This window comes from Actinomadura sp. NEAU-AAG7, assembly GCF_018603865.1.
Lineage (GTDB): Bacteria > Actinomycetota > Actinomycetes > Streptosporangiales > Streptosporangiaceae > Spirillospora > Spirillospora litoris.
In genome coordinates, this window is the sequence record NZ_JAHFZY010000001.1 from 1,189,751 (window position 1) to 1,210,179 (window position 20,429).

General features: G+C 68.9%; 19 protein-coding genes and 1 tRNA gene. 14 read left to right on the forward strand and 6 right to left on the reverse strand.

Translation table 11 applies throughout. The features are described 5' to 3' along the window. The first annotated feature begins 172 nt into the window (after positions 1-172). The 4 genes from KLI87_RS05475 to KLI87_RS05490 all read left to right on the forward strand — a co-directional run bounded on the left by KLI87_RS05475 (position 173) and on the right by KLI87_RS05490 (position 3,565). A complete protein-coding gene (locus KLI87_RS05475) occupies positions 173-1,882 on the forward strand; it encodes a S8 family serine peptidase (protein ID WP_308165857.1) in 1,710 nt (569 codons plus the stop codon). Between the two features lie 84 nt (positions 1,883-1,966). After that, a complete protein-coding gene (locus KLI87_RS05480) occupies positions 1,967-2,500 on the forward strand; it encodes a SigE family RNA polymerase sigma factor (protein ID WP_214616060.1) in 534 nt (177 codons plus the stop codon). Further along, complete coding sequence (locus KLI87_RS05485) at positions 2,497-3,078, forward strand: permease-like cell division protein FtsX (protein WP_214616061.1); 582 nt, start codon at positions 2,497-2,499, stop codon at positions 3,076-3,078. The genes KLI87_RS05480 and KLI87_RS05485 overlap by 4 nt, the downstream gene beginning before the upstream one ends. Before the next feature lie 7 nt (positions 3,079-3,085). Next, on the forward strand, positions 3,086-3,565 hold the full coding sequence (locus KLI87_RS05490) for a low molecular weight protein-tyrosine-phosphatase (protein WP_156214560.1): 480 nt from the start codon (positions 3,086-3,088) through the stop codon (positions 3,563-3,565). A 26-nt stretch (positions 3,566-3,591) separates the two neighbouring features. Here the strand turns inward: KLI87_RS05490 and KLI87_RS41425 are convergent, their stop codons facing one another. Continuing rightward, positions 3,592-4,170: a VanZ family protein gene (locus KLI87_RS41425; RefSeq protein WP_214616062.1), complete on the reverse strand. Its 579-nt coding sequence runs from the start codon at positions 4,168-4,170 to the stop codon at positions 3,592-3,594. 448 nt (positions 4,171-4,618) lie between these two features. Here KLI87_RS41425 and KLI87_RS05500 point away from each other — a divergent pair, with 448 nt between their 5' ends. Continuing rightward, positions 4,619-5,665, forward strand: a complete 1,047-nt coding sequence (locus KLI87_RS05500; RefSeq protein WP_250903485.1) for a hypothetical protein — start codon at positions 4,619-4,621, stop codon at positions 5,663-5,665. Between the two features lie 90 nt (positions 5,666-5,755). After that, positions 5,756-6,568: a stage 0 sporulation family protein gene (locus tag KLI87_RS05505; protein WP_374225417.1), complete on the forward strand. Its 813-nt coding sequence runs from the start codon at positions 5,756-5,758 to the stop codon at positions 6,566-6,568. Between the two features lie 110 nt (positions 6,569-6,678). Here the strand turns inward: KLI87_RS05505 and KLI87_RS05510 are convergent, their stop codons facing one another. Together KLI87_RS05510 and KLI87_RS05515 are read right to left on the reverse strand one after the other, a co-directional pair. Further along, positions 6,679-7,500 (reverse strand): SAM-dependent methyltransferase, encoded by an 822-nt coding sequence (locus KLI87_RS05510; protein WP_214616063.1) that lies wholly within the window; start codon positions 7,498-7,500, stop codon positions 6,679-6,681. 167 nt (positions 7,501-7,667) lie between these two features. Next, positions 7,668-8,930, reverse strand: coding sequence for a lipase (locus KLI87_RS05515; RefSeq protein ID WP_214616064.1), 1,263 nt, complete (start codon positions 8,928-8,930; stop codon positions 7,668-7,670). A 150-nt stretch (positions 8,931-9,080) separates the two neighbouring features. On the opposite strand from KLI87_RS05515, the gene KLI87_RS05520 reads away from it, so the two are divergent. Continuing rightward, on the forward strand, positions 9,081-9,914 hold the full coding sequence (locus KLI87_RS05520; RefSeq protein WP_214616065.1) for a GNAT family N-acetyltransferase: 834 nt from the start codon (positions 9,081-9,083) through the stop codon (positions 9,912-9,914). A gap of 270 nt (positions 9,915-10,184) precedes the next feature. Here KLI87_RS05520 and KLI87_RS05525 read toward each other — a convergent pair whose 3' ends face one another. Further along, positions 10,185-10,952: a DUF427 domain-containing protein gene (locus KLI87_RS05525; protein ID WP_156214555.1), complete on the reverse strand. Its 768-nt coding sequence runs from the start codon at positions 10,950-10,952 to the stop codon at positions 10,185-10,187. Positions 10,953-12,007: 1,055 nt separating this feature from the next. On the opposite strand from KLI87_RS05525, the gene KLI87_RS05530 reads away from it, so the two are divergent. After that, a complete protein-coding gene (locus tag KLI87_RS05530) occupies positions 12,008-12,556 on the forward strand; it encodes a YciI family protein (RefSeq protein ID WP_156214554.1) in 549 nt (182 codons plus the stop codon). Positions 12,557-12,606: 50 nt separating this feature from the next. On the opposite strand, the gene KLI87_RS05535 is transcribed toward KLI87_RS05530, so the two are convergent. Then, on the reverse strand, positions 12,607-14,073 hold the full coding sequence (locus tag KLI87_RS05535; protein WP_214616066.1) for a DHA2 family efflux MFS transporter permease subunit: 1,467 nt from the start codon (positions 14,071-14,073) through the stop codon (positions 12,607-12,609). A gap of 96 nt (positions 14,074-14,169) precedes the next feature. Between KLI87_RS05535 and KLI87_RS05540 the strand changes: the two genes are divergently transcribed. The 3 genes from KLI87_RS05540 to KLI87_RS05550 all read left to right on the forward strand — a co-directional run bounded on the left by KLI87_RS05540 (position 14,170) and on the right by KLI87_RS05550 (position 16,605). Continuing rightward, a complete protein-coding gene (locus KLI87_RS05540; RefSeq protein ID WP_308165858.1) occupies positions 14,170-14,886 on the forward strand; it encodes a TetR/AcrR family transcriptional regulator in 717 nt (238 codons plus the stop codon). A gap of 27 nt (positions 14,887-14,913) precedes the next feature. After that, the gene (locus tag KLI87_RS05545) at positions 14,914-16,464 is read left to right on the forward strand and encodes an alpha/beta hydrolase (protein WP_214616068.1); all 1,551 of its coding nucleotides are present in this window, start codon (positions 14,914-14,916) and stop codon (positions 16,462-16,464) included. A 65-nt stretch (positions 16,465-16,529) separates the two neighbouring features. Then, positions 16,530-16,605 (forward strand) — tRNA-Thr (locus KLI87_RS05550). A 214-nt stretch (positions 16,606-16,819) separates the two neighbouring features. On the opposite strand, the gene KLI87_RS05555 is transcribed toward KLI87_RS05550, so the two are convergent. Then, a complete protein-coding gene (locus tag KLI87_RS05555) occupies positions 16,820-17,278 on the reverse strand; it encodes an Lrp/AsnC family transcriptional regulator (RefSeq protein WP_156214550.1) in 459 nt (152 codons plus the stop codon). A gap of 72 nt (positions 17,279-17,350) precedes the next feature. Between KLI87_RS05555 and KLI87_RS05560 the strand changes: the two genes are divergently transcribed. The 3 genes from KLI87_RS05560 to KLI87_RS05570 all read left to right on the forward strand — a co-directional run bounded on the left by KLI87_RS05560 (position 17,351) and on the right by KLI87_RS05570 (position 20,294). Further along, the gene (locus tag KLI87_RS05560) at positions 17,351-18,226 is read left to right on the forward strand and encodes a phytanoyl-CoA dioxygenase family protein (protein ID WP_214616069.1); all 876 of its coding nucleotides are present in this window, start codon (positions 17,351-17,353) and stop codon (positions 18,224-18,226) included. Between the two features lie 16 nt (positions 18,227-18,242). Further along, entirely contained in the window at positions 18,243-18,758 is a 516-nt protein-coding gene (locus KLI87_RS05565) for a nuclear transport factor 2 family protein (protein ID WP_214616070.1), read from the forward strand. A 708-nt stretch (positions 18,759-19,466) separates the two neighbouring features. Beyond that, positions 19,467-20,294: a methyltransferase domain-containing protein gene (locus tag KLI87_RS05570; protein ID WP_214616071.1), complete on the forward strand. Its 828-nt coding sequence runs from the start codon at positions 19,467-19,469 to the stop codon at positions 20,292-20,294. Positions 20,295-20,429 lie beyond the last annotated feature (135 nt).

Here is a 20,429-nt window from a genome sequence, read left to right on the forward strand (position 1 = left end):
TGGCCCGCGGTGGGAACGGTGCAGCCGGACGACTTACAAGAGTTGTCCTCTTTCGTTACATTCCCGTACGCCTCTCTCAACGCGGTCGGACGTACGGTCGGCTGGCCGAGTCCGGCGAACGGGCCGAGCCCGGCGAACCTGGGCAAGCTCCCCCCACGCCAGGAGGTCTGCTGTGCGGCACGCCCTCATCTCGGCCATCTCGGCCACATGCGCCATCGCCACGACGATGGCCCTCGCGTTCCCGGCGTCCGCCGCTCCCGACCGGTCCCGGTCCCGGGACGAGGGCGCGGCGTCGGAGTACGTCGTCCTCTACAACGAGGACGTCTCCCCAGGGAGGGCCCACGCCGCCGTCAAGGCGGCGGGGGGCAGGATCGTGCACGAGAACACCGACGTGGGTGTCGCCACGGTCGTCTCCAGGAACCCGGACTTCACCACCGACGCCATGGAGCACCGCGCGCTGGAGGGCGTCGCGCACAACCGCGTGATAGGCGAGGCGCCCAAGGGGCGTTCGTCCACCGAGGTCGAGACGGCCACCGGCACCGGCGCTCTCGTGCCGGGCAGGCCCGGCAAGGACACCGAGCCTCTGGCCCACCTCCAGTGGGACATGAAGCAGATCCACGCGACCGACGAGGGCTCCTACGAGACCGAACCGGGCGACAGGCGCGTGCTGGTCGGCGTCCTGGACACCGGTATCGACGGGGACCACCCCGACATCAAGGCGAACTTCAACAAGGAGCTCAGCCGGAACTTCACCCACGACATCCCGAAGGACGTCGACGGGAGGGAGCTCGACGGGCCCTGCGAGTTCACGTCGTGCGTCGACCCGGTGGACTGGGACGACAACGAGCACGGCACGCACGTCGCGTCCACGATCGCCGCGCCGCGCAACGGCCTCGGCATCTCGGGCGTCGCGCCGAACGTCTCGCTGGTCAACATCCGCGTCGGCCAGGACTCCGGGCAGTTCTACCTCCAGCCGACGGTGGACGGTCTGACCTACGCGGCCAAGATCGGCGTCAACGTCGTGAACATGTCCTACTTCGTGGATCCGTGGATCTGGAGCTGCGCCGACAACCCCGCCGACTCGCCCGCCGACCGGCTCGAACAGCGCACGATCATCGCGGCCACGCAGCGCGCACTCGACTTCGCGCACGAGCACGGCGTCACGCTGGTCGCCGCCGCGGGAAACCAGCTCGTCGACTACACCAAGCCGCACGCGGACAACGCGAGCCCGAACTTCCCGTCCGTCCCGGGAGAGAAGCCCCACAAGCGGACGGTCTCGGCGAACTGCCTGTCGATGCCGACCGAGGGCGAGCACGTGATCCCGGTCTCGGCGACCGGGCCCAGCACCCGCAAGTCCTACTACAGCAGCTTCGGCGACGGCCATGTCGCCGTGGCCGCGCCCGGCGGCGACAAGGCGGACGCCCCCGACGGCAGGCCCGACGACCGGCGCGGCATCTGGGCCGCCTACCCCGAGCACATCGCGAGACTGCGCGGCCAGCTCGACCCGGACGGCACTCCGAAGGTGCCGAGCGTGGTCCGCAGCTGCAAGAACGGCACCTGCGCCTACTACCAGTCGATGCAGGGCACCTCGATGGCCGCGCCGCACGCCGGCGGGGTCGCCGCGCTGATCATCAGCAGGTACGGCAGGCCGGACGGCCGCGGCCGCCTCGCGCTGGACCCGTGGGTCGTCGAGCGCGTCCTGCGCGGCACCGCGACCGCCACGCCCTGCCCGAGCCCGAACACCGTCGAGTACGTCTGGTACAAGCTGACGGACGGCAAATGGGTGAAGAACACCTCGACGCAGACCTGCGAGGGGCGCGCGCGCCGCAACGGGTTCTACGGTGAGGGGATCGTGGACGCGTTGCGCGCCGTCCAGCACTGACCTCCGCCGAGCCCCTCGCATCGGCGGTGTGAGGAATTTCCCGTGGCGGAGGCAACCAATGAGGCCGGACGGCGTCTCTGGGACATGGAAACCGAGACCGTGTTCGACGAGCCTCCGCCGCGCGAGGCGCCCATGGACGCGTCCGGGGCGGTCACCGAGCTGTACCGGGGGCACGCGCTCGGGCTGATGCGCCTCGCCCTGGTCATGATCGGCGACCGGGGGACGGCCGAGGACGTCGTCCAGGACGCGTTCGCCGGGCTCTACCGCCGGTGGCCGCGCCTGCGCGACCGGGAGAACGCGCTGACCTACGTGCGCTCGGCCGTCCTCAACGGCTCCAGGACGGCGCTGAGACGCCGCAGGAGGCCGTTCCGGGCCGTCCACCAGCCGCCGGTCTGGTCGGCCGAATCGGAGGCGATGGTCGGTGAGGACCGGCGCGAGGTCGTCGAGGCCCTGCACCGCCTCCCCACCCGGCAGCGCGAGGCGCTGGTGCTGCGCTACTTCTGCGACCTCAGCGAGGAGGAGATCGCCGACGCCATGCGCGTGAGTCGCGGCACGGTCAAGTCCACGACGTCCCGGGCGCTCGCCTCGCTGGGCCGCATTCTGGAGGGGGAGAAGTGAAGAGCACCGAGGATCGGCTGAGGGAGGCGCTGAAGACCGTGGGCGACACGATGGGTTCCGAGGACGTCCCGCCGATGCGTTCACCCGTGTCCCGCCGTTCGGGTCTCGCGCGTCCGGCGGTGCTGGCCTCCGCGTGCGCGGTGGCGCTGGTGCTGATAGGCGGCCTGGTGGTGGGCGGCCTGGTGGTGGGCGGCAAAACCCTGACCGGGAACGGGGGCGGTGCCGCGTCCTCGCCTCCCGAGGACAAGCACGTGGCGGTGTACCTCTGCACGAAGACCTCCAGCAACGCGTCCTGCGGGCATGCGGAGGCGACCGATGCGCAGAAGGCGAACATCAAGGAAAGGCTGGCGAACATCAGGCAGGTGCGTCAGGTCGCGTACGAGTCGAAGCTCCAGGCGTACGAACGGGTCAAGAGGGCGTTCTCCGACAAGAAGCACTGGGAGACCGTGAAGCCCGGTGACATCCCCGAAGCCTTCCGGGTGCAGGTCTCGAACGACGGCGTCAAGCTCGTGCAGCAGGCGGTCATCGGCCTGCCCGGGGTCGACACCGTCATCGTCGAGGACAAGCCTCGGGCATGATTGCGGTATGCCGTACCGGGTCACCTTCGTATGCACGGGCAACATCTGCCGCTCCCCGATGGCGGAATGGGTGCTGCGCCACCACATCGAGGACGAGGGCCTGGACGTCGAGGTGGACAGCTCGGGCACGGGCGGCTGGCACGCGGGCGACGGCGCCGACGAGCGGACGGTCGCGGCGCTCCACCGGGCGGGCTACCGGTCGGCGCACATCGCCCGCCGGTTCGAACCGGGCTGGTTCGACGGCTACGACCTGATCATCGCGCTGGACGGGGGCCACCTGCGGGCGCTGCGGTCGATGGCGCCGGACGAGGAGGCCCGCGGCCGGGTCCGGCTGCTCCGCGAGTTCGACCCGGACGCGGGCCCCGACCTCGACGTCCCCGACCCCTACTACGGGGGCCGCGCCGACTTCGACCTGGCGCTGGAGATGGTGGAGGCGGCGATGCCGAAGCTCCTGGAGGAGATCCGCGCCGCCCTGAAACCGGCCTGACCCGCCCCCGGACGTCCGGGGCGCGGTCACCCCGCGGCCCGTCCCGGCACGGGTCGAAGACGATCAGGCGGCGTGTCGGACGTATCGCGCCACCAGCGGCGCGACGCCGGCGCGGCCAGTCCGGCGCCACCGGCGTTGAGCAGGACGTCGTCCACGGACGACACCCGGTCCAGTCGCAGGACGTACTGCCCGGTCTCCAGCAGGGCCGAGCAGGCCGCGCCGAGCGCCAGGATCCGGGGCACCGAGGCCAGCGCCGCGAACCGGATCGGGGCGGGGGAGCCCAGCGCCGCGAACACCAGCAGGTTGCCGATGATCTGGCCGGTCGGCATCGAGAACAGGTCCCGCAGCGGCACCAGGCTCACCCGTCCCGGGACTTCCCCGGCATGGCCGCCCGGCAGCATGATCATCCAGACGGGCGGAACGGTTCCGTAGACGATGCCGATCTCGGCGAGCGACGAGCGAAACGCCCACGGCCGCGGGACCCCCGTGGCCGTGCGGTGGCGCGCCAGGGCTCCTATCGCCAGTGCGACCAGGGGCAGGGTGAGCATCGTGAGGAGGATCATGCCGGTGAACGTGCCGAACCAGCCCTGCCACCCCTTGATCACGCCGCCTCCGCAGGTAGAGCGCGATCCTCGCTGCGCCACAGGCCCTCCCGTCCAGTGCAGCCGGGAGAGTGTGGCAGCGGCGTCTGAGATTTTCGATACGTCCGCGATACACCGGATCTGCTAGGCGTCGGCCCGTCAGGTGACCGGCCCGTCGCGGCAGGCTCGCCCTCCTTGCTGACGGTTGCCCCGCCTGGCGCGTCCGCTCCACCAGCGCCCGGACTTGCTCGGCGGATGGCGCCCTGAGCCCGTCCGTGCTCACGGGGGACGGTCCCGGCTCTCTCCGTCGGGCCTCTTCGGGGCCCGCCTTCGACCGGGTTTCCGGGCGGCCCCGGCGGCCCTCACCACCTGACCTGCGCCGCGCTTCGACGTCGGCCGTCGCGAGGCATCGAACTGATAACGAGCCGTTGACGGCTGTCTGCCGAGAGGTAGATGAGGTAGAAACGTCAGGTTGGACGACTGGACGGGCGCGGAGAGGCTGGTGCGGGGCAACCCCATGGACGGAAGATCGCGGATCGGCTCCGCGTGGAAGGGGCTCCTCCCGGTCGGTGTCGCCGCCGGGATGGCGTTGGTCATCGGCGGCGGCGTGGACGTCGTCCACAACCGCCAGCGCGCGTCGAGCAAGAAGCACGAGGCCGAGCCCGCGTCCAAGAGCGAGCAGACCTCCTCGTCCCGCTTCGTGGTCGGCGTCCGCGACACCGGGACCGCCCTCGTCGTCCGCGACCTGCGCGGCGGCACCGCCGGCCTGCCCGTCGCCGCGCCGTCCGGCAGCCGCTACCAGCGCGTCTCGTCGGGACGCGCCGGAACGTTCACCGTCTCGTCCTACTCGCCCTCCCGCGAGGTCGTGTTCCAGCGCCTCAAGCTGGACGAGGACGGCCGCCCGTCCGCCCTCCAGCCGCTCCCCAAGGCGACGCTCGCGGGCGTCTCCACCGCCTACTCCGACCAGGCCGTGAGCCCGGACGGCGACCGCATCGCCTACGTCACCTACCGGGGCACGCGGAGCCGGCTGGACGTCGTCTCCGCCCGCACCGGCGCCCGCAAATCGTGGACGACCCGCCTCCCCGCCCACGTGGGCAGCCTCTCATGGGCCGGTGACACTCTCGCCTTCGTCTGGAGCCCGCTGCGCCGCGTCGACGGGAAGGTGACCGAGGCGCGGCACCAGGTCCGCGCGCTCGACACCAGCGGCCCGTCCGGCGACCTCAAGGCCAGCAAGCCCGTCCTGAACCTGCCGAGGGGCGCGTCCCACGCCGTCCTGACCCGCGACGGACGGCAGGTCATCGCCGCGCTCGCCGACCGCGGACAGATCACCCTCCAGGCGTTCACGCCCGGCGCCCGCAGGCCGACGAAGACGATCGCGCGGCAGCCGTCCAAGGGTCGCGTGTCCGTCCTCGACACCGACCACACCGGCCGCCACCTGCTGATCTCCTTCACCGACGGCCGCCTCTTCGCCGACCGCTCGCTGATGGACGCGCGCGATCTCACCGACGCCGCCTGGTAATCAACGGCGCGTAGCGGAGCCAACCGGACAAGACGTCATAGAGTGTGTCTCACGGAATCGGGCGAACGGAGCGAAACCGTGGGCATGGTGATGGCAGTCAGCTTCACCCGGTACGGCCGCCTGTACTACCTCGACCCAGGCCCGCACACGCCGAAGGTGGGTGACAAGGTCCTCGTCCCCACCGACGCGGGCCCCGAGGTCGCCGAGTGCGTCTGGGCGCCGCAATGGGTCTCCGACGACATCGGCGGCCTCCCCGAATGCGCCGGACCCGCCGCCGACGAGCACCTCGCCCGCGACGAGGCCAACCGCCGCCGCCGCGCCGAGGGCCGCTCGATCGCCAAACGCCTGATCCGCAAGCACGACCTCCCGATGAAGGTCATCGGCGTCGACTACCTCGACGCCGAGAACATCTTCAAGATCTACTTCACCGCGCCGCACCGCGTCGACTTCCGCGCCCTCGTCCGCGACCTGGCCCGCGGCATCAAGGCCCGCGTCGAACTCCGCCAGGTCGGCCCCCGCGACGAGGCCCGTCTCCAGGGCGGGATCGGGCCCTGCGGCCGCGACCTGTGCTGCGCGACGTTCCTCAAGGATTTCGAGCCCGTGTCCGTCCGCATGGCCAAGGAACAGGACCTTCCGGTCAACCCCCTGCGCATCGCGGGCGCCTGCGGACGTCTGATGTGCTGCCTGAAATACGAGCACCCGCTCTACATGGAATTCAAGGAGAGCGCACCCCGCCTGGGCTCCCGGGTGAGCACGCCCGAGGGAGAAGGCCAGGTCATCGGCTACAACGTGCCCGGTGACCGCGTGACGGTGAAGGTCGGCTCCCGCCGCTGCTCCTGCCCGTCCGCCTCCGTCTGCTCCCCCCGCCAACAACACGAAGCCCACTACAACGACCCAACCTGATCCGGGGTCGCACCTGATCAGGGCCCCTCACCCAGATAACACGAAGCGCCCACACCTACCCGCCAGCGAAGATCCGTTGGCGGGCGGCGGCTCGGTAGGGGCGTCGCGGTTCAGGGTTTGCGGGCGACTCCGCAGAGGGCGTCGACCTCCCTCAGGTTTCCGCGCTCTTCGGCGTCCGGGGCGGGACGCCAGTGGGAGATCGTCACGACGCCGGGGTCGAGCAGTTCCATGCCGTCGAAGAACTGCGCGATCTCTTCGGGGCTGCGCAGGTAGTAGGGGTCGGCGTCGCCCTCGTTGTAATCCTCCTGGGCGGCTTCCAAGGCGTCGCCGGTGACCACGTTCACGCCGTCCCAGATGGACAGGAAACTGCCGGACGGCAGCGCGTCCACCAGATTCCGGACGATCGTGTGCGGCTGCGCCTCGTCCGGGATGTGGCCGAGGATCCCCATCAGCATCAGCGCGATGGGCTCGTCGAAGTCGAGGGTGTCGGCGGCCTTCTGGACGATCTGGTCGGGGCTGCGCAGGTCCGCGTCGATGTAGGCGGTGCGTCCCTCGGGGGTGCTGGTGAGCAGGGCGCGGGCGTGCGTGAGGACGAGGGGGTCGTTGTCGACGTAGACGATCCGGGCGTCCGGCGCGACGCGCTGCGCGAGTTCGTGCGTGTTGTCCACGGTCGGGAGGCCGGTGCCGATGTCGAGGAACTGCCGGATCCCCTCGTCCCCCGCGAGGTGCCGGACGACCCGTCCGAGCAGCAGCCGGGACTGGCGCGCGATCTCGACGATGCTCGGAAACGTCGCGATGAAGTGGTCGCCCGCCGCTCGGTCGGGAGGATAGTTGTCCTTACCGCCGAGCCAGTAGTTCCAGACCCGCGCGGAATGCGGGATGGACGTGTCCAGGTTCCGCTTGATCGAGTCGTCCTGCGAGTCGTGGGTCATGGTGAGGCTCCCGTGGGTGGTGAGGTCCGGCAAGGATCATCCTGACCTGCGGCGGGGCCCGCACGGAAGAGGATCTTGAAACTAGGTCGCGGCCGTTTCGGCCTGGGTCTCCCTCGACATACTGGGAGGAAGCGGGACGGTACGGGGCGTGGCGGGCCCTGCCTTGGTCACGGGACGAACCTCAGGTCGGGGAAGCGGGGCGTCGGGCCGTCCAGCAGGTGGTCATCGCGGTGGCGGAGCTGGAGGTCGAAGAAGGACCCGGCCACGGCGCGCTCGGCGTCCAGCGCGCGGGCGGCGCGGGACGGGTCGTCCGTGCCGATCGTCTGGATGACGCCTTCCCTGGATATCAACCCGGCCTTGAACAACTGCGGCACCTGCGCGACGAGGTCGGTGTAGGAATTATGCGCCGAGCCCTTGAGCTGTGTGTTTCGACGCCAGCCGCGCAGGTTGTCCCAGAAGGGCTGAAGCTCCGGAGCTGTGTGATCGAACGGGTCCGAGTTCATGAGCAGGAATGGCCGGGACAGGCCGTTCTTGAAAACGGAACCGATCGGCGTTCCATTGAACAGCATCCCGCCGTCCATGTTCATCCCAGCTCCCACACGTCGATCGTCATGCATGGTCTGGGCCGACGCGGCACCGCCAAGGGAATGCCCGAACATGCCAATGCGGGACAGATCCATCGCGCCTCGAAGCCCGCGCGGCAGCGGCCGCTGCCCCGCGTCGGGATTGTGGCCGCGGTTCAGCCGCGTGATCTCGTCCAAAACGAACCGGGCGTCGTCGCTGCGGGTCGCCACCTCCTTGGCGAGCAGCGCGCCGATGTTCTCCGGGGTCTCCTGCGGCTGGGCATGGGGCTCCACGCGGCCGCCGGGGAATTCGACCTCACTCGGGTCGTAGGTGTGGTCCATGGAGACCACGACATATCCGCGCGACGCCAGATCCTCGGCCAGCAGCGTGCCGAGCGCGCGCGGCGTCCGATGGCCCGGCGAGTAGAGCACCACCGGATGACGTTCACCCCGCCGACCGACGGGTGTCCCCGCATACGAATGGGTGCTGGTGGCAGCCCAGTCGACTCTTCCGGCCGGGACGAGCGGATCGTCCCCTTCGGACACCACGGCGTCGAAATGCTCGGCGGCCTTGGCGGGCATCTGCGGTACCACGGGATAGCCGAGGGTGGCCCGCGCCGGGTACCGGACGGTCACCATCAACTCCCGGTACGGCTTGGACGACACCCACGGGTCACGGCGCGAACGGTCGACGAGATGAAGGTCCGTCGCCCCGACCTCGGCCCTGCCGGTGGGAGCCGGGAGGGACAGCCGGGCCTTCCGCGCAGGTTCCGTCGCGGACGCGGTCCCGGGCTGCACGAACGAGGTCGCCCCCAGCACTGAAACAACCCCGGCCGCCAGCACCGCCCTGCGAGACATGATCACCATGGGACCGAGTCTCGTGAGCCGCGCCTGATCGTCCTTCCCCCTGCCGGGTGATCCTCGTCCCCCGAGCGAACGATCCGGGCCTCTCGTTAACCGGTTGGAATCCCGGACTGAGGCGCCCTAGGGTCCGTGTAGCAAACGGAGGGGGACCCGATGGACGGGGCGGTACGGCGGCTCGACCTGGACGACCTGCCCGCCTGCCAGCGGCTCGCCGTCAGCCGTGACTGGGGCGCCGAAGACCGCAAGTGGCGCCTGCTCTTCGAGGTCGGGAACGTGTACGGCCTCGACGACCCGGACGGAGACGGCCTGCTCGGCACGGTCGTGTCCACCCCCTACGGGCCCGATGTCGCGGCCATCAGCATGGTGCTCACGGCACCGCGCCACGAGCGGCGGGGCATCGCCGGGAACCTCATGCGGTACGCGATGGAACACGCGGGAACCGCGAGCCTGTGCCTCACCGCGACCGAGTACGGCCGTCCGGTGTACGAACGCCTCGGGTTCCGCTCAGTCGGACACTGCGTGACCTACACGGGAGTCATGCCCGACCTGCTGGGTCCTGCGAACAACTCGTCCGCCCCAGCCGAACCTGACGACATCTCAGATGTAGTTGCCCTCGATAACGAGGTCTTCGGCGCGAAACGCGCGGCTCTCATGCGTCAAATGCCGTCCTTCTGTGATGAGTTCCGCGTCATCCGAAACGTCGGTGGTGCCCTGGAAGGATTCGGAGGCCGCTGGCGCAACGGCCCGCAAACCATGATGGGCCCCGTAATCGCGCAGGACGAGAAGACCGCCACAACCCTGCTGGACGACCTGGCCGTCAACGAGCTGTCGCGGCTGGACATCGACACCAGGCACCCGGAAATCATCACCTGGGCCGAGAAACGAGGACTGCGGGCAGCGTTCACCACCACGGTGATGGAGTACGGCGCCCCCATCGCAAACGACCTCGGCCGCCTCTACCTCCCCGTAGCCCAAGCCCTGGGCTAGCCCACCAGTCGCGCCAAAAATGCGCCGCGCACCCACACAACCCCAGCACGAGAAGACCGACCCCTCGCCAACCTTCCCAGCCTCCTATCGGCGCCGACTCCAGATGAATGGCAACGGAGAGAACAGCCAAAAGGCTTCACCGCCAGATCCCGGCGCCCCACAAGCATGACGACAGCACCGCAATCACCTCCGGGAGCCCGATCGCTGCTCGGCCTCCGCTCACTTGAAGCCGAAGCGGAGGCGGAACAGCACCGTCACATGCGCCTCTGATCAGCTGAACTTGGTCTTGGGACGCTCCTGCTGGACGCCGTCCACGTAAATGTCGACCTTCTCGCTGTAGAAGCAGACAAGACCGAGTACCTTGCGGCTCTCGTCCAGCGGCGACGGATACGACCAGGCGATGTCCTCGTGAACCTTGTCGTTCGCACGCACCGACCAATACTCCGCATCGCCCTTGTAGGGACAGCGGGTAATGGTGTCCGTGTGCTCCAGCAGATCCATCCGGACATGCGTCTTCGGCAGGTAGTAGCGCACCGGCAGTCCCGTCTCGAAAAGCAGACGCGGGCTGGACGACTCCGCCACCGTCACCCCGTCCACCTCGACACGAACGTGCCGGGAGCTGGGCAGGATGTCGACACGCGTATAAGGGCTGCGCGGGTGGACGAAGACCTCCTCGTCCTCCTCGAACCAGGCGTCCATGGCGTCCCAGTCCAGCCGGACGAGGTCGCGCAGTTCCTCGATCGGCGATTCGGTGTAGCGCTGGGCGGCACCGGGCGCCTGCCTACCGTCCACCTTCACGGTGAAGAGGGTGGCGTCCCCACGGCTCGGCGAATGCTGGCCCGGCCCATCCTCGACAAGCTCTGCCCGCACGTCCGTCACCGGCAGGTAGTAACTGGGGTAGTAGGGGTTCTCCCAGACGAGAGACGGCGAAGTGCTGTCAACGACCAGGTGGCCGCCAAGGTAAGCCCTGACGCGCTTACCACTCTGCTCGATCCGGACAGCCGTCCGCTGCGAAGCACTGCTGTGTGGTGCACTCATGACCGAGCCAACAGCCCACCCCACAGCCCTATTTCACCCGCCCCCACTTCCCCCGCCACCCGCCCCCACTTCCCCCGCCACCCGCCCCCACTTCCCCCGCCACCCGCCCCCACTTCCCCCGCCACCCGCCCCCACATCCCCCGCCACCCACACCCCCAACCACGACCCCCACCCCCCGGATCCACGGCCCCCATCCCCCCGGATCCACGGCCCCCAGCTCCTGCCCCTGCCACCCTCCAACCTTCCAGCCCTGCGCCGCCGGCCTCCGCGCTCCTGCGAACGCCTACCCCCTCCGCCATCCGGTCCTGCGGCCGTCGGCCCCGCGCTCCGTCGCCTTCGGTCCTCCGGTCGACAATCCTGGGTCCTCCCGCCTTGGGACGTGTCGCCTTGTGACGCCCCGCCGTGTGACCTCCCGCCCTCCGGCCTCCGGCTCCGGCCTCCGGTCTTCCGCCCTGCGGCCACTGGCCCCCCGGCCTCCGGTCCTTCGCTCTCCCGCCTTGGATGTGTCGCCTTGTGACGCCCCGCCGTGCGACCACTCGCCCCCCGGCCTCCGGTCCTTCGGCCTCCCGCGCTATGGCCTCCCGCGCTATGGCCTCCCGCCCTCCTGCCTCCTCGCCCTGCCTCTGTTCGCTGACCTTGCTTCTCGTGACCCCCAGGAGCGCCGTCTACTCATTCGCCCTGCGCCTCGAAGCGTGCAGGACGGAGGCCGGCGGGGTTGACCGCTGCCGCGCTGAGGCGGTGTCGTCGGTGCCGCAGTGTTGGCGGTCGGGGTGGCTATGGGGGCTCAGGACTTGGTCGTCGGTTCGCGGTGGGGGCCGGGGGCCGCTCCGCTTGCGGTCTCTGGCCGCTTCGCCCTCGGCCCTCCCCTCTCGGTCTTCGGCTCCTGACCCCTCTCCGGCCGCTTGCAGCCTTACTCCTCAGCGCTCCGACCGCTGTGGCTCAGTTCTTCGAGCCTGGCTCCGGCTCTCGTTCCCACCCCGACTCAAGATCGCGCGGCGAGTGCATGGCCTCCCCCCGCTCCATCTCGCTGCGGGGCGCAGTGAAGACTGTGGTGCATGGAGTTCTTCTGCTACCACCGTGACCGCGCCGACTCCTTGGCGTTGCGCAGGAAGTTGGGCGAAGAGCACTGGGCCTACATGGACGGGTACGAGCGGGAACTGATCGCTCGTGGCCCCACCTACGCCGACGATGATGAGACGCCCACCGGGAGCGTGCACATCGTTGAGCTGCCCGATCCCGCTGCCGCTCGCGCGTTCGCCTTCGACGAGCCCGGCTATCAGGCCGGCGTCTACCGGGACGTGCTGTTGCGGCGGTGGCGCAACATGCTGGGACGCACCATGTGGGACTTTCCCGGTGGCCGGACCGGCGGCGATCGCTTCCTCGTGCTCGGCCTCGGCCCGGAGAAGGACGTCGCCCCCACCGTCCCGCCCGGCGAGGACGAACTGGTCGCCTACGGGCCGCTGCTGTCCGACGACGGCGCCACCTGGCTCGGCACCGCGGTTCTCCTGAGGGCACCCGACCCGGACACGGCACGCGCCGTCCTGGCCCCGGATCTGTACGCCGACATCGAGGTCCACAAGTGGGAGTTCGGCGGGCGCCGGTAGACACCCGTACCGGAGCGGCCCCGCCCGGATACCCGTCGCCCCCTGGATCCTCATGACAGTGAACTCCTCACCTTGCGCGGAATGGTCAGGGTCGGCACAAGGGCGATCAGCAGGATCGCCCCGAGCCACCAGAAGGTGCCGGTGAAGGCGTCCGACAACAGTGCCGCCGGTTGTCCGGCCGCCTCGCCGAGGTTGCCGCTCGCGCCCGGGATCTTGTCTCGGATGCCGATCTGCAGGATGACCGCCGACACGGCGGTGCCGAAGGAGCTGCCCACGCGGATCACGACGTTCGCGCCGGTCGTCGCGGCGGGTACCGCCTCGCGCGGGAGGCCCTGGTAGCTCATCGCCATCAGGGACGGGCCGATCAGGCCGTGCCCGACGCCGACGACGAACATCGCGCTCATGATCACCGCTCGTCCCGTCGAGGGGTCGAGTGAGGTGAGCACGAGTGCGCCGCACAGGACGACGACCAGGCCCGCGGCGGCCGGCCAGCGGCCGCCGAACCGGTCGGCGAGCCGTCCGGACACCAGCATCGTGATCATCGCGCCGACGCCCAGCGGCGCCAGGAGCCAGCCGGAGTCGAGCGCGGACTCGCCCTGCACGATCCGCGCGAACAGCGGGATCAGGATCATCAGCCCGAAGACGGCCAGGCTGTAGAGGAAGAAGCCGCCGGTCGCGCTGGTGAACGCGCGGGTGGTCAGCCGCCGGACGTCGATGAGCGCGCCGTCGCCCTTGCGTACGGCGTGGACGAGGAACGCGGCGATCAGGACGGCGCCGCCGACCACGCTGCCGACGAAGCGTCCGCCCGTGAGGCTGGTGCCATTGCCCGCCTCGGACAGCCCGTAGACCAGGGCGGCCAGGCCGGGGGACAGCAGCAGCATGCCGAGGACGTCCAGCGAGGCGTCCGGGCTCCGCTCGGTGTCGCGCGGAAGCATCCGCCATGCCGCCAGCAGCGCGACCACGCAGAACGGGACGTTGACGAAGAACATCCACCGCCAGCTCAGATGGTCGACGATCACCCCGCCGAGCAGCGGGCCGAGCGCCGGCGCCAGCATCGCGGGCACCGAGACGATGCTCATCACCCGTCCCATCCGTTCGGGGCCGGCCTCACGGGCGAGCATGGTCTGCCCGATCGGCATCAGCATCCCGCCGCCGAGCCCCTGCAGGACGCGGAAGGCGATCAACGAGGGCACCGACCACGCCACCCCGCACAGCAGCGAGCCGCTGATGAACAGACCGAGCGAGAGCAGCCACATCGTCTTGGAGCCGAATCTTCGCACCGACCACGCGGTCAGCGGGATCGCCATCGACAGCGCCAGCGTGTAGCCCGTCACCACCCACTGGATGGTCGACAGCGAGGTGTCGAAGTCCTTGCCGAGCGCGCTGATCGCGACGTTGACGATCGTGCTGTCGAGGACGGTCATGATCGCGCCGAGCACGACGACGATCGCGAGCGTGCGGAGATGGGGGTCGATCCGCTCCTTGCCGCCGGGCCGGGCACCCGCTGTGGTGATCATCGAACCGCCTTCCGTACGCCGTATCGGCCACACGCTACACCGTATCTCCGAATCCGTACAGCGTATCGATACGCCGTATCGCGTACGATCAACGTCGTGGCAGGTAACCCCAGGAGTCAGCGCGAGCAGCCCCGCGATCTGTGGACGAGCCCGAAGAGCGGTCGCCGCCCGAAGCTGACCCGCGAGGCGATCGTCGAGGCCGCGATCAAGCTCGCGGACGCGGAGGGCCTGGAGGCGGTCTCGATCCGCCGTGTCGCCGCCGAGCTGGGCGTCCGCGCGATGAGCCTCTACAGCCACATCGACGCCAAGGAAGACCTCCTCGACCTCATGTACGACGAGATCGCCAAGGAGGTCCTGGTCGAGGGCGAGCCGCCGGACGACTGGCGTGAGGCCATGATCGAGATCGCCCGCCGGGAGCGCGACGCCGGCCTGCGGCACCCGTGGGTCTTCGGACTGGCCGGCCGGGCCAGCCGTGTGGGCCCGAACGGGCTCCGACACGCCGAGCAGTCCCTCGCCGCCGCCGCCCGCCTCACCGACGACCCGGAGGCCAGGCTGGCGATCATCACCGCCGTCGACTACTACATGCTGGGCTTCACCGTCCGCGAGCAGCACGTACGCGACCTCGGCGAGAACGGGCTGCAGCGCGCCTACACCAGCATGCTTGAGCAGACCTACATCCGCTCCCTCGTGGAAAGAGGCGAACTGCCCCACCTCAAGCCGCTCTTCGAGTCCGGCCTCTACGGCCAGTCCGACTTCGAACGCGGCCTCAAGTGGCTGCTGGACGGCATCGAAAACGAATACGGGCAGAAGTAGCCCCGCACCGGCGGGAAGACGTACCGTATGCGTCAACGTACGGACCGTGACGACGAGACGGGGATCAGGGTGCGGGGAGCAAGGCTCATCGGCGCGGCCACGGTGCTGGCGTTGGCGGCGGCCGGATGCAACTCCGGCGAGAAGCAGGCCACCTCGGAGGTGGGCGTGAGCGCTCCCACCGGTCTTGGATCGTTCTACGGTCAGCAGCTCTCCTGGAAGGGCTGCGGCGGCGGGTTCCAGTGCACGACCGCCAAAGTCCCCCTGGACTACTCCAAGCCGTCCGGTCAGAAAATCGGCATCGCGCTGATCAGGCTTCCCGCCCGGGACAAGTCCGAGCGGATCGGTTCCCTGTTCATCAACCCGGGCGGCCCCGGCGGATCCGGCGTCGGATTCGTCCGCCAGGCCGCCGAAGCCTTCGGCTCCGACCTGCGTAAACGCTTCGACATCGTCGGTTTCGACCCTCGGGGCGTCGGCCAGAGCGATCCCGTCCACTGCAACACCGGCCCCCAGCTCGACGCGTTCTTCGCCGCGGACTCGTCTCCGGACGACCAGAAGGAGACCGCCGCGTTCGCCGCCGACAGCAAGGAGTTCGCCCAGAACTGCGGGGCCAAGGCAGCCTCGGAGCTCCCCTACGTGGGCACCGTCAACGCGGCCCGCGACATCGACGTCCTGCGCGCCGCCGTCGGCGACAAGAAGCTCACCTACTACGGCGCCTCCTACGGCACCTACCTGGGCGCCTTCTACGCGCAGCAGTTCCCGGGCAACGTCCGTGCCCTCGCCCTGGACGGCGCCGTCGACCCCACCACCTCGTCCACCGGCCTGCTCGTCGAGCAGGCCAAGGGCTTCGAGACGGCCTTCCGAGCCTTCGCGAACGACTGCGTCAAGAAGCCGAACTGCCCGCTGGGCACGTCCACGGACGCAGCCATGACCAAACTCGCGTCCTTCCTTGCACAGACCGACAAGAAGCCCCTGGGCAACACCCGCGACACGCGCCAGGTCACGGAAGCCCTGGCGGTCATGGGCATCGCCTCGGCCCTCTACCTGAAAGAGAACTGGCCCGTCCTACGCCAGGGCCTCGCCCAGGCGTTCCAGAAGTCGGACGGCACGCTCCTCCTGACGCTGGCCGACCAGATGGTCGAACGCCACCCGGACGGCTCCTACAGCAACCAGACCGACGCCAACATGGCCGTGAACTGCGTGGACAAGCCCAACCCCGCCTCCGCGAAGGCCTACGGCCAAGCCGCGGCCGAGGCCAAGAGGGTCGCCCCCCACTTCGGCCCCTTCGTCGTCTGGGGCGGCCTCCCCTGCGTCTACTGGCCCGTCCAGACCAAAACGCGACCCACGCCCGTCACCGCCAAGGGCGCCAAGCCCATCCTCGTGATCGGCACCCTCCGCGACCCCGCCACCCCGTACAAGTGGGCCCAGAACCTCGCGTCCCAGCTCTCCAGCGGCGTCCTCCTCACCCTCGACGGCGACGGCCACACGGCCTACCTCCAGGGCAACCCCTGCATCACCAGGGCAACCGACGACTACCTGCTCAACGCCGATCCACCGAAGCCCGGGACGATCTGCCGCTGATTAACCAGTGCACACCCACCCCCCGGCACCCGGTAGACTGCTACCCGCCGTGCCCCGCACGGTAGGCCGCCTTAGCTCAGTCGGCAGAGCGATTCACTCGTAATGAATAGGTCATCGGTTCGATTCCGATAGGCGGCTCCACTTCAGAGGCCCCTTCCGATCTTCGGAAGGGGCCTCTTACGTGAGTGCCTGACCAACTGCCTGGCTATTCACTCTCGGCGGTGCCGAGGAAACGTCGTCCATGGAGTCCGCTCCGGTGGATCTGGTGCCAGTAGATCGCCTCGCCACATGGCGATGTGGTTGCCCGTGCTGCACAGCGGGGCCTCGCGACGCTCCAGGTGGGCGGGGCAGTCGGTCAGGGCGGGGCTGTGATCGGACGGCGCCGGTACTCGTACACCAGATGTGTTGTGATCGACTGCACCGATTTCGCCGAGGTGACCTTGCGCCAGGCGAAGGTGCGGAGGTGTTCGGCCGACTGTACGGCGACGCGCAGCAGAACGTCGATCTCACCGGACACGACGATTGCGTCGACCACGCAGGGATCATCCATCACGGTTCTCAGGAAGCGCTCGACGACGTCCTCGCTCTGGGGACGCAGTCGGACGGCGATCATGGCTTGCATCGGCCGGCCCAGTGCGGCCAGGTCGATCTCCGCGGTGAACCGCTTGATCACGCCGCCGCGGACCAGGCGCCGGAGGCGTTCGTGCGTCGTCGACTCGGCGGCACCGAGCCGCTTGGCCAACTCGCGGTTCGTCAGCCGAGAGTTCTCCTGGAGAGCGACCAGAATCTCTAGGTCGGCCCGTGACAGTTCCATAGAAGACCCTTAGTTTCCGAGAGAGTTTCGGGCCATCATAGATCTTGACGAAGGTACTGTAGCTTTCGCCGCATGCATCTGATCATCCCGTGGGACAGGCCCGATAGCGCGCGCGAATGCTTTCACCGCGACGGATTCGTCGTCATGGAAGCCGCTCTCACGCCTGACGAGTGCCGATGGGCACGCGACCGTCTCGCAGGGCTCTTCACAGGTCGTTTCCCGACGGGGACCTATCCGGACGAGTGGTACTGGCGTGAAGGGCTGAGCCGTCCCGACGCGACACGGCACATGTCCAACGCCTGGAAGTCCGACCATCTCATCGCATCGATCGTCCAGGCGCCGTGGGTCGGCGATTGGATCGCCTACCTCAACGGATGGCCGAGGACGCGCCTGGGCCAGGACACGATCTGGATCAAACCGCCGTTGGCGCGGCCGTCGAGCCTGCACCAGGACAACTCCTTTATCGACTTCCTGGCACCGGCGACGATGAGCACCTGCTGGATGACGTTCGACGACACCCACGCCGACGCGGCGACGATCGAGTACGTTCCCGGCTCCCACCTCTGGCCGACCGCCCCGCTACCAGCCGACTTCCACGATCCGGGCGACCATCGCGCACGGATGCGGGCGTCCGCCGCCGCGGCGGGGGTCGCGGATCCCGCCGTGGTCCAACTCGAAGTCCCGGCAGGCACGATCGTCTTCCACGACGGCAACGTCTGGCACGGTGCGGCCGGTTCTCAGCGGACGGGAGCCGCATGGCGCCACACTCTGGCGGCGCACCTTCTGCCCGCCGACGCGCGCTTCACCACCGCGCCGGGTGGATACATCTACCGCCGCTACCAACTACCTGACGACGACGGCCTTCATGACGCCTTCTTCCCGGCCTATCCACCACCGGACCCCCGACCGGGTCGCCCCTCGTTCTCCATTCTCACAGCACACTCCTGATCGAAAGAGGTTTCCCATGAGCGCGGACACCACGGACGAGCCGGGTGGCCCCGACCGGCACAAGACGACGGTGCGGACCTTCCTGCGCCTGCTGGAGGAAAAGGATATCGACTCCTGGATCGAGCTATGGGCCGAAGGCGCCGAACACTACTACCCGTTCGGCACCGAGATGTTCCCGCGGCACCTGCACGGCAGGCAGGCCATCTACGACAACTGGAAGTCGGTGCCGGACCTGTTCGACAGCCTGCGCTTCCCCATCCACGAAATCTGGGCCGACCGCGACTCCGACACCCTCATCGCGCGCTTCGACTCCGACAACGTCATGAAGGGCGGCGACCGCAAGTACCAGAACACCTACGTCTGCATCTTCAAGTTCGACGCCCACGGCAAGATCTGCGAATACTGGGAGTACTTCGACCCGATCGTCACCGGCCTCACCTACCGCCTGGCCGAGGTCCGCTACCTGTCCGAGGACGACGCGGACCAAGCCAAATCGGACCCCTTCCCGGAAGGTGCTCCCGGTTCCGCATGAGCACGAGTAGCCGCGGAATGCATTCACACGAGGAGGGTCGGCCGTCAGAATTCGAATAGTTTGTTCCTGAACGCCATCCCTGTCGCTCCCCTTGGCGGACGGCTCGATCCAGTCCGGGTCGGGCGGTTGGTTCCATGACGCGCGCAGGCCGCGAACAAGGCTGCGGCCATCACCGAAAAGGGGCAGCAGAAGCAACCCGTGCACAGGGCCCGGTCCAGTGCTGACACCCACAGGACGCCGCCGGCCATGACACGGGCGAGGGGACCGGCGATGGCCACGGCTACGATCTGGCGTGCCGTCGACGTTCCCTCGGCCGCACTGACGTGCGCCACCGGACATGGCGGTCGCTCGCCTGTGTGTGGATCGCCACCCTCTGACACCTACTGAGTGCGTTACGCGCGATCTACTTCGCTCGGCACGGCGTCCTGGTCGCCTGGCGGGTCGAAGCCTTGGCGGAGGCGTTGCTCGCAGGTGACGATCCGGTACCCGCTCGGCGCGAGTTTCTGATCCCCGGCGGACGACCTGGGCATCCGGGCGGTAACGCCGCCCGGCCGACCTTCCCGGTCAGCGACTCGTCGCTCCATCTACTTTAGAATCATGTATCCAGCCCAAGATTCACCTCTGCTTGTGCTGGCAAGCTTAGGTGCTGGCTATAGAATTTGATAGTGATGTTGTGTGTTCGGAGGCGCTAGCCGGAGGAGAACGTCGATGTTGCATGATCAGTTCAAGGTGGTTCGGGACAGTGATCTATTGGAAGATCGTTTTGCTGTGGACGGTGTCAGTCCGGAGGAGGTGCGGGAGGCGGTTCTTGACCGTCCTTACTGGTCGGCGCCCGGACGGGACGGCACGACCATCCTCTACGGCCTCACTCTCGCGGGGCGCCATCTGCTGGTCGTGGTGATCGCCGAGGGCGATGAGGCCCGCATCGTCTCGGCACGTGACATGAAGGCATCCTGGGATGCCAGCTACACCGGGGACACGCCGCCGCCGTGGGACATCGGTCGGCCGCAGCCGGCCATCGTGCGGCTCGCGGACGAGGGGAGGTTGGCGGGCCGCGTCCTCGACCTTGGTTGCGGCACAGGGGAGCACGCGCTGCTCGCGGCCGGACGTGGCGCCGCCGTCACCGGCATGGATCTCTCGCCGACCGCGATCGCGTGCGCCCGCGCGAAGGCGGCCGAGCGGGGCGTGAGCGTGCGGTTCGAGGTCGCCGACGCGCTCGACCTGCCGCGCCGGGCTCTCACCGCTGACACCGTGATCGACAGCGGTGTCTTCCACGTTTTCGACGATGCGGACAGGGCCAGGTATGTCACGGCTCTCGCGTCCGCGCTGCGTCCTGGTGGTATCTGCTACCTGATGTGTTTCAGTGACCAGGAGCCAGGCGACTGGGGTCCGCGCCGGTTCCGCGAGGACGAGCTGCGCGCCGCGTTCACTAACGGATGGACTTTCGAATCCCTCACCGCCGACACCTTCGACCTCAACCTGATTCAGGGCGTGACCCAGGTTCGTGCTTGGCTCGCCGTGATCAGGCGTGACTGAGCGGCCGCCTGGTGGTGCCCAGACGAGAGGCCCATCGCGGGCGTTCGCGATGGGCCTCGTACCGGTGCGGGCTACGCCTGCGCCACGTCCGTCGTCCTCCTCATGCTGGGAGCGTGACCGCTGGAGGGCGGGACA

Coding starts and splice junctions, on each gene's coding strand:
- KLI87_RS05530 (WP_156214554.1), top strand. CDS start 12,008: ATGGAGTTCTTCTGCTACCACCGTGACCGCGCCGACTCCTTGGCGTTG.
- KLI87_RS05545 (WP_214616068.1), top strand. CDS start 14,914: ATGCGTCAACGTACGGACCGTGACGACGAGACGGGGATCAGGGTGCGG.
- KLI87_RS05490 (WP_156214560.1), top strand. CDS start 3,086: ATGCCGTACCGGGTCACCTTCGTATGCACGGGCAACATCTGCCGCTCC.
- KLI87_RS05555 (WP_156214550.1), bottom strand. CDS start 17,278: ATGGAACTGTCACGGGCCGACCTAGAGATTCTGGTCGCTCTCCAGGAG.
- KLI87_RS05515 (WP_214616064.1), bottom strand. CDS start 8,930: ATGGTGATCATGTCTCGCAGGGCGGTGCTGGCGGCCGGGGTTGTTTCA.
- KLI87_RS05505 (WP_374225417.1), top strand. CDS start 5,756: ATGGCAGTCAGCTTCACCCGGTACGGCCGCCTGTACTACCTCGACCCA.
- KLI87_RS05535 (WP_214616066.1), bottom strand. CDS start 14,073: ATGATCACCACAGCGGGTGCCCGGCCCGGCGGCAAGGAGCGGATCGAC.
- KLI87_RS05525 (WP_156214555.1), bottom strand. CDS start 10,952: ATGAGTGCACCACACAGCAGTGCTTCGCAGCGGACGGCTGTCCGGATC.
- KLI87_RS05570 (WP_214616071.1), top strand. CDS start 19,467: ATGTTGCATGATCAGTTCAAGGTGGTTCGGGACAGTGATCTATTGGAA.
- KLI87_RS05480 (WP_214616060.1), top strand. CDS start 1,967: ATGGAAACCGAGACCGTGTTCGACGAGCCTCCGCCGCGCGAGGCGCCC.
- KLI87_RS05560 (WP_214616069.1), top strand. CDS start 17,351: ATGCATCTGATCATCCCGTGGGACAGGCCCGATAGCGCGCGCGAATGC.
- KLI87_RS05520 (WP_214616065.1), top strand. CDS start 9,081: ATGGACGGGGCGGTACGGCGGCTCGACCTGGACGACCTGCCCGCCTGC.
- KLI87_RS05510 (WP_214616063.1), bottom strand. CDS start 7,500: ATGACCCACGACTCGCAGGACGACTCGATCAAGCGGAACCTGGACACG.
- KLI87_RS05565 (WP_214616070.1), top strand. CDS start 18,243: ATGAGCGCGGACACCACGGACGAGCCGGGTGGCCCCGACCGGCACAAG.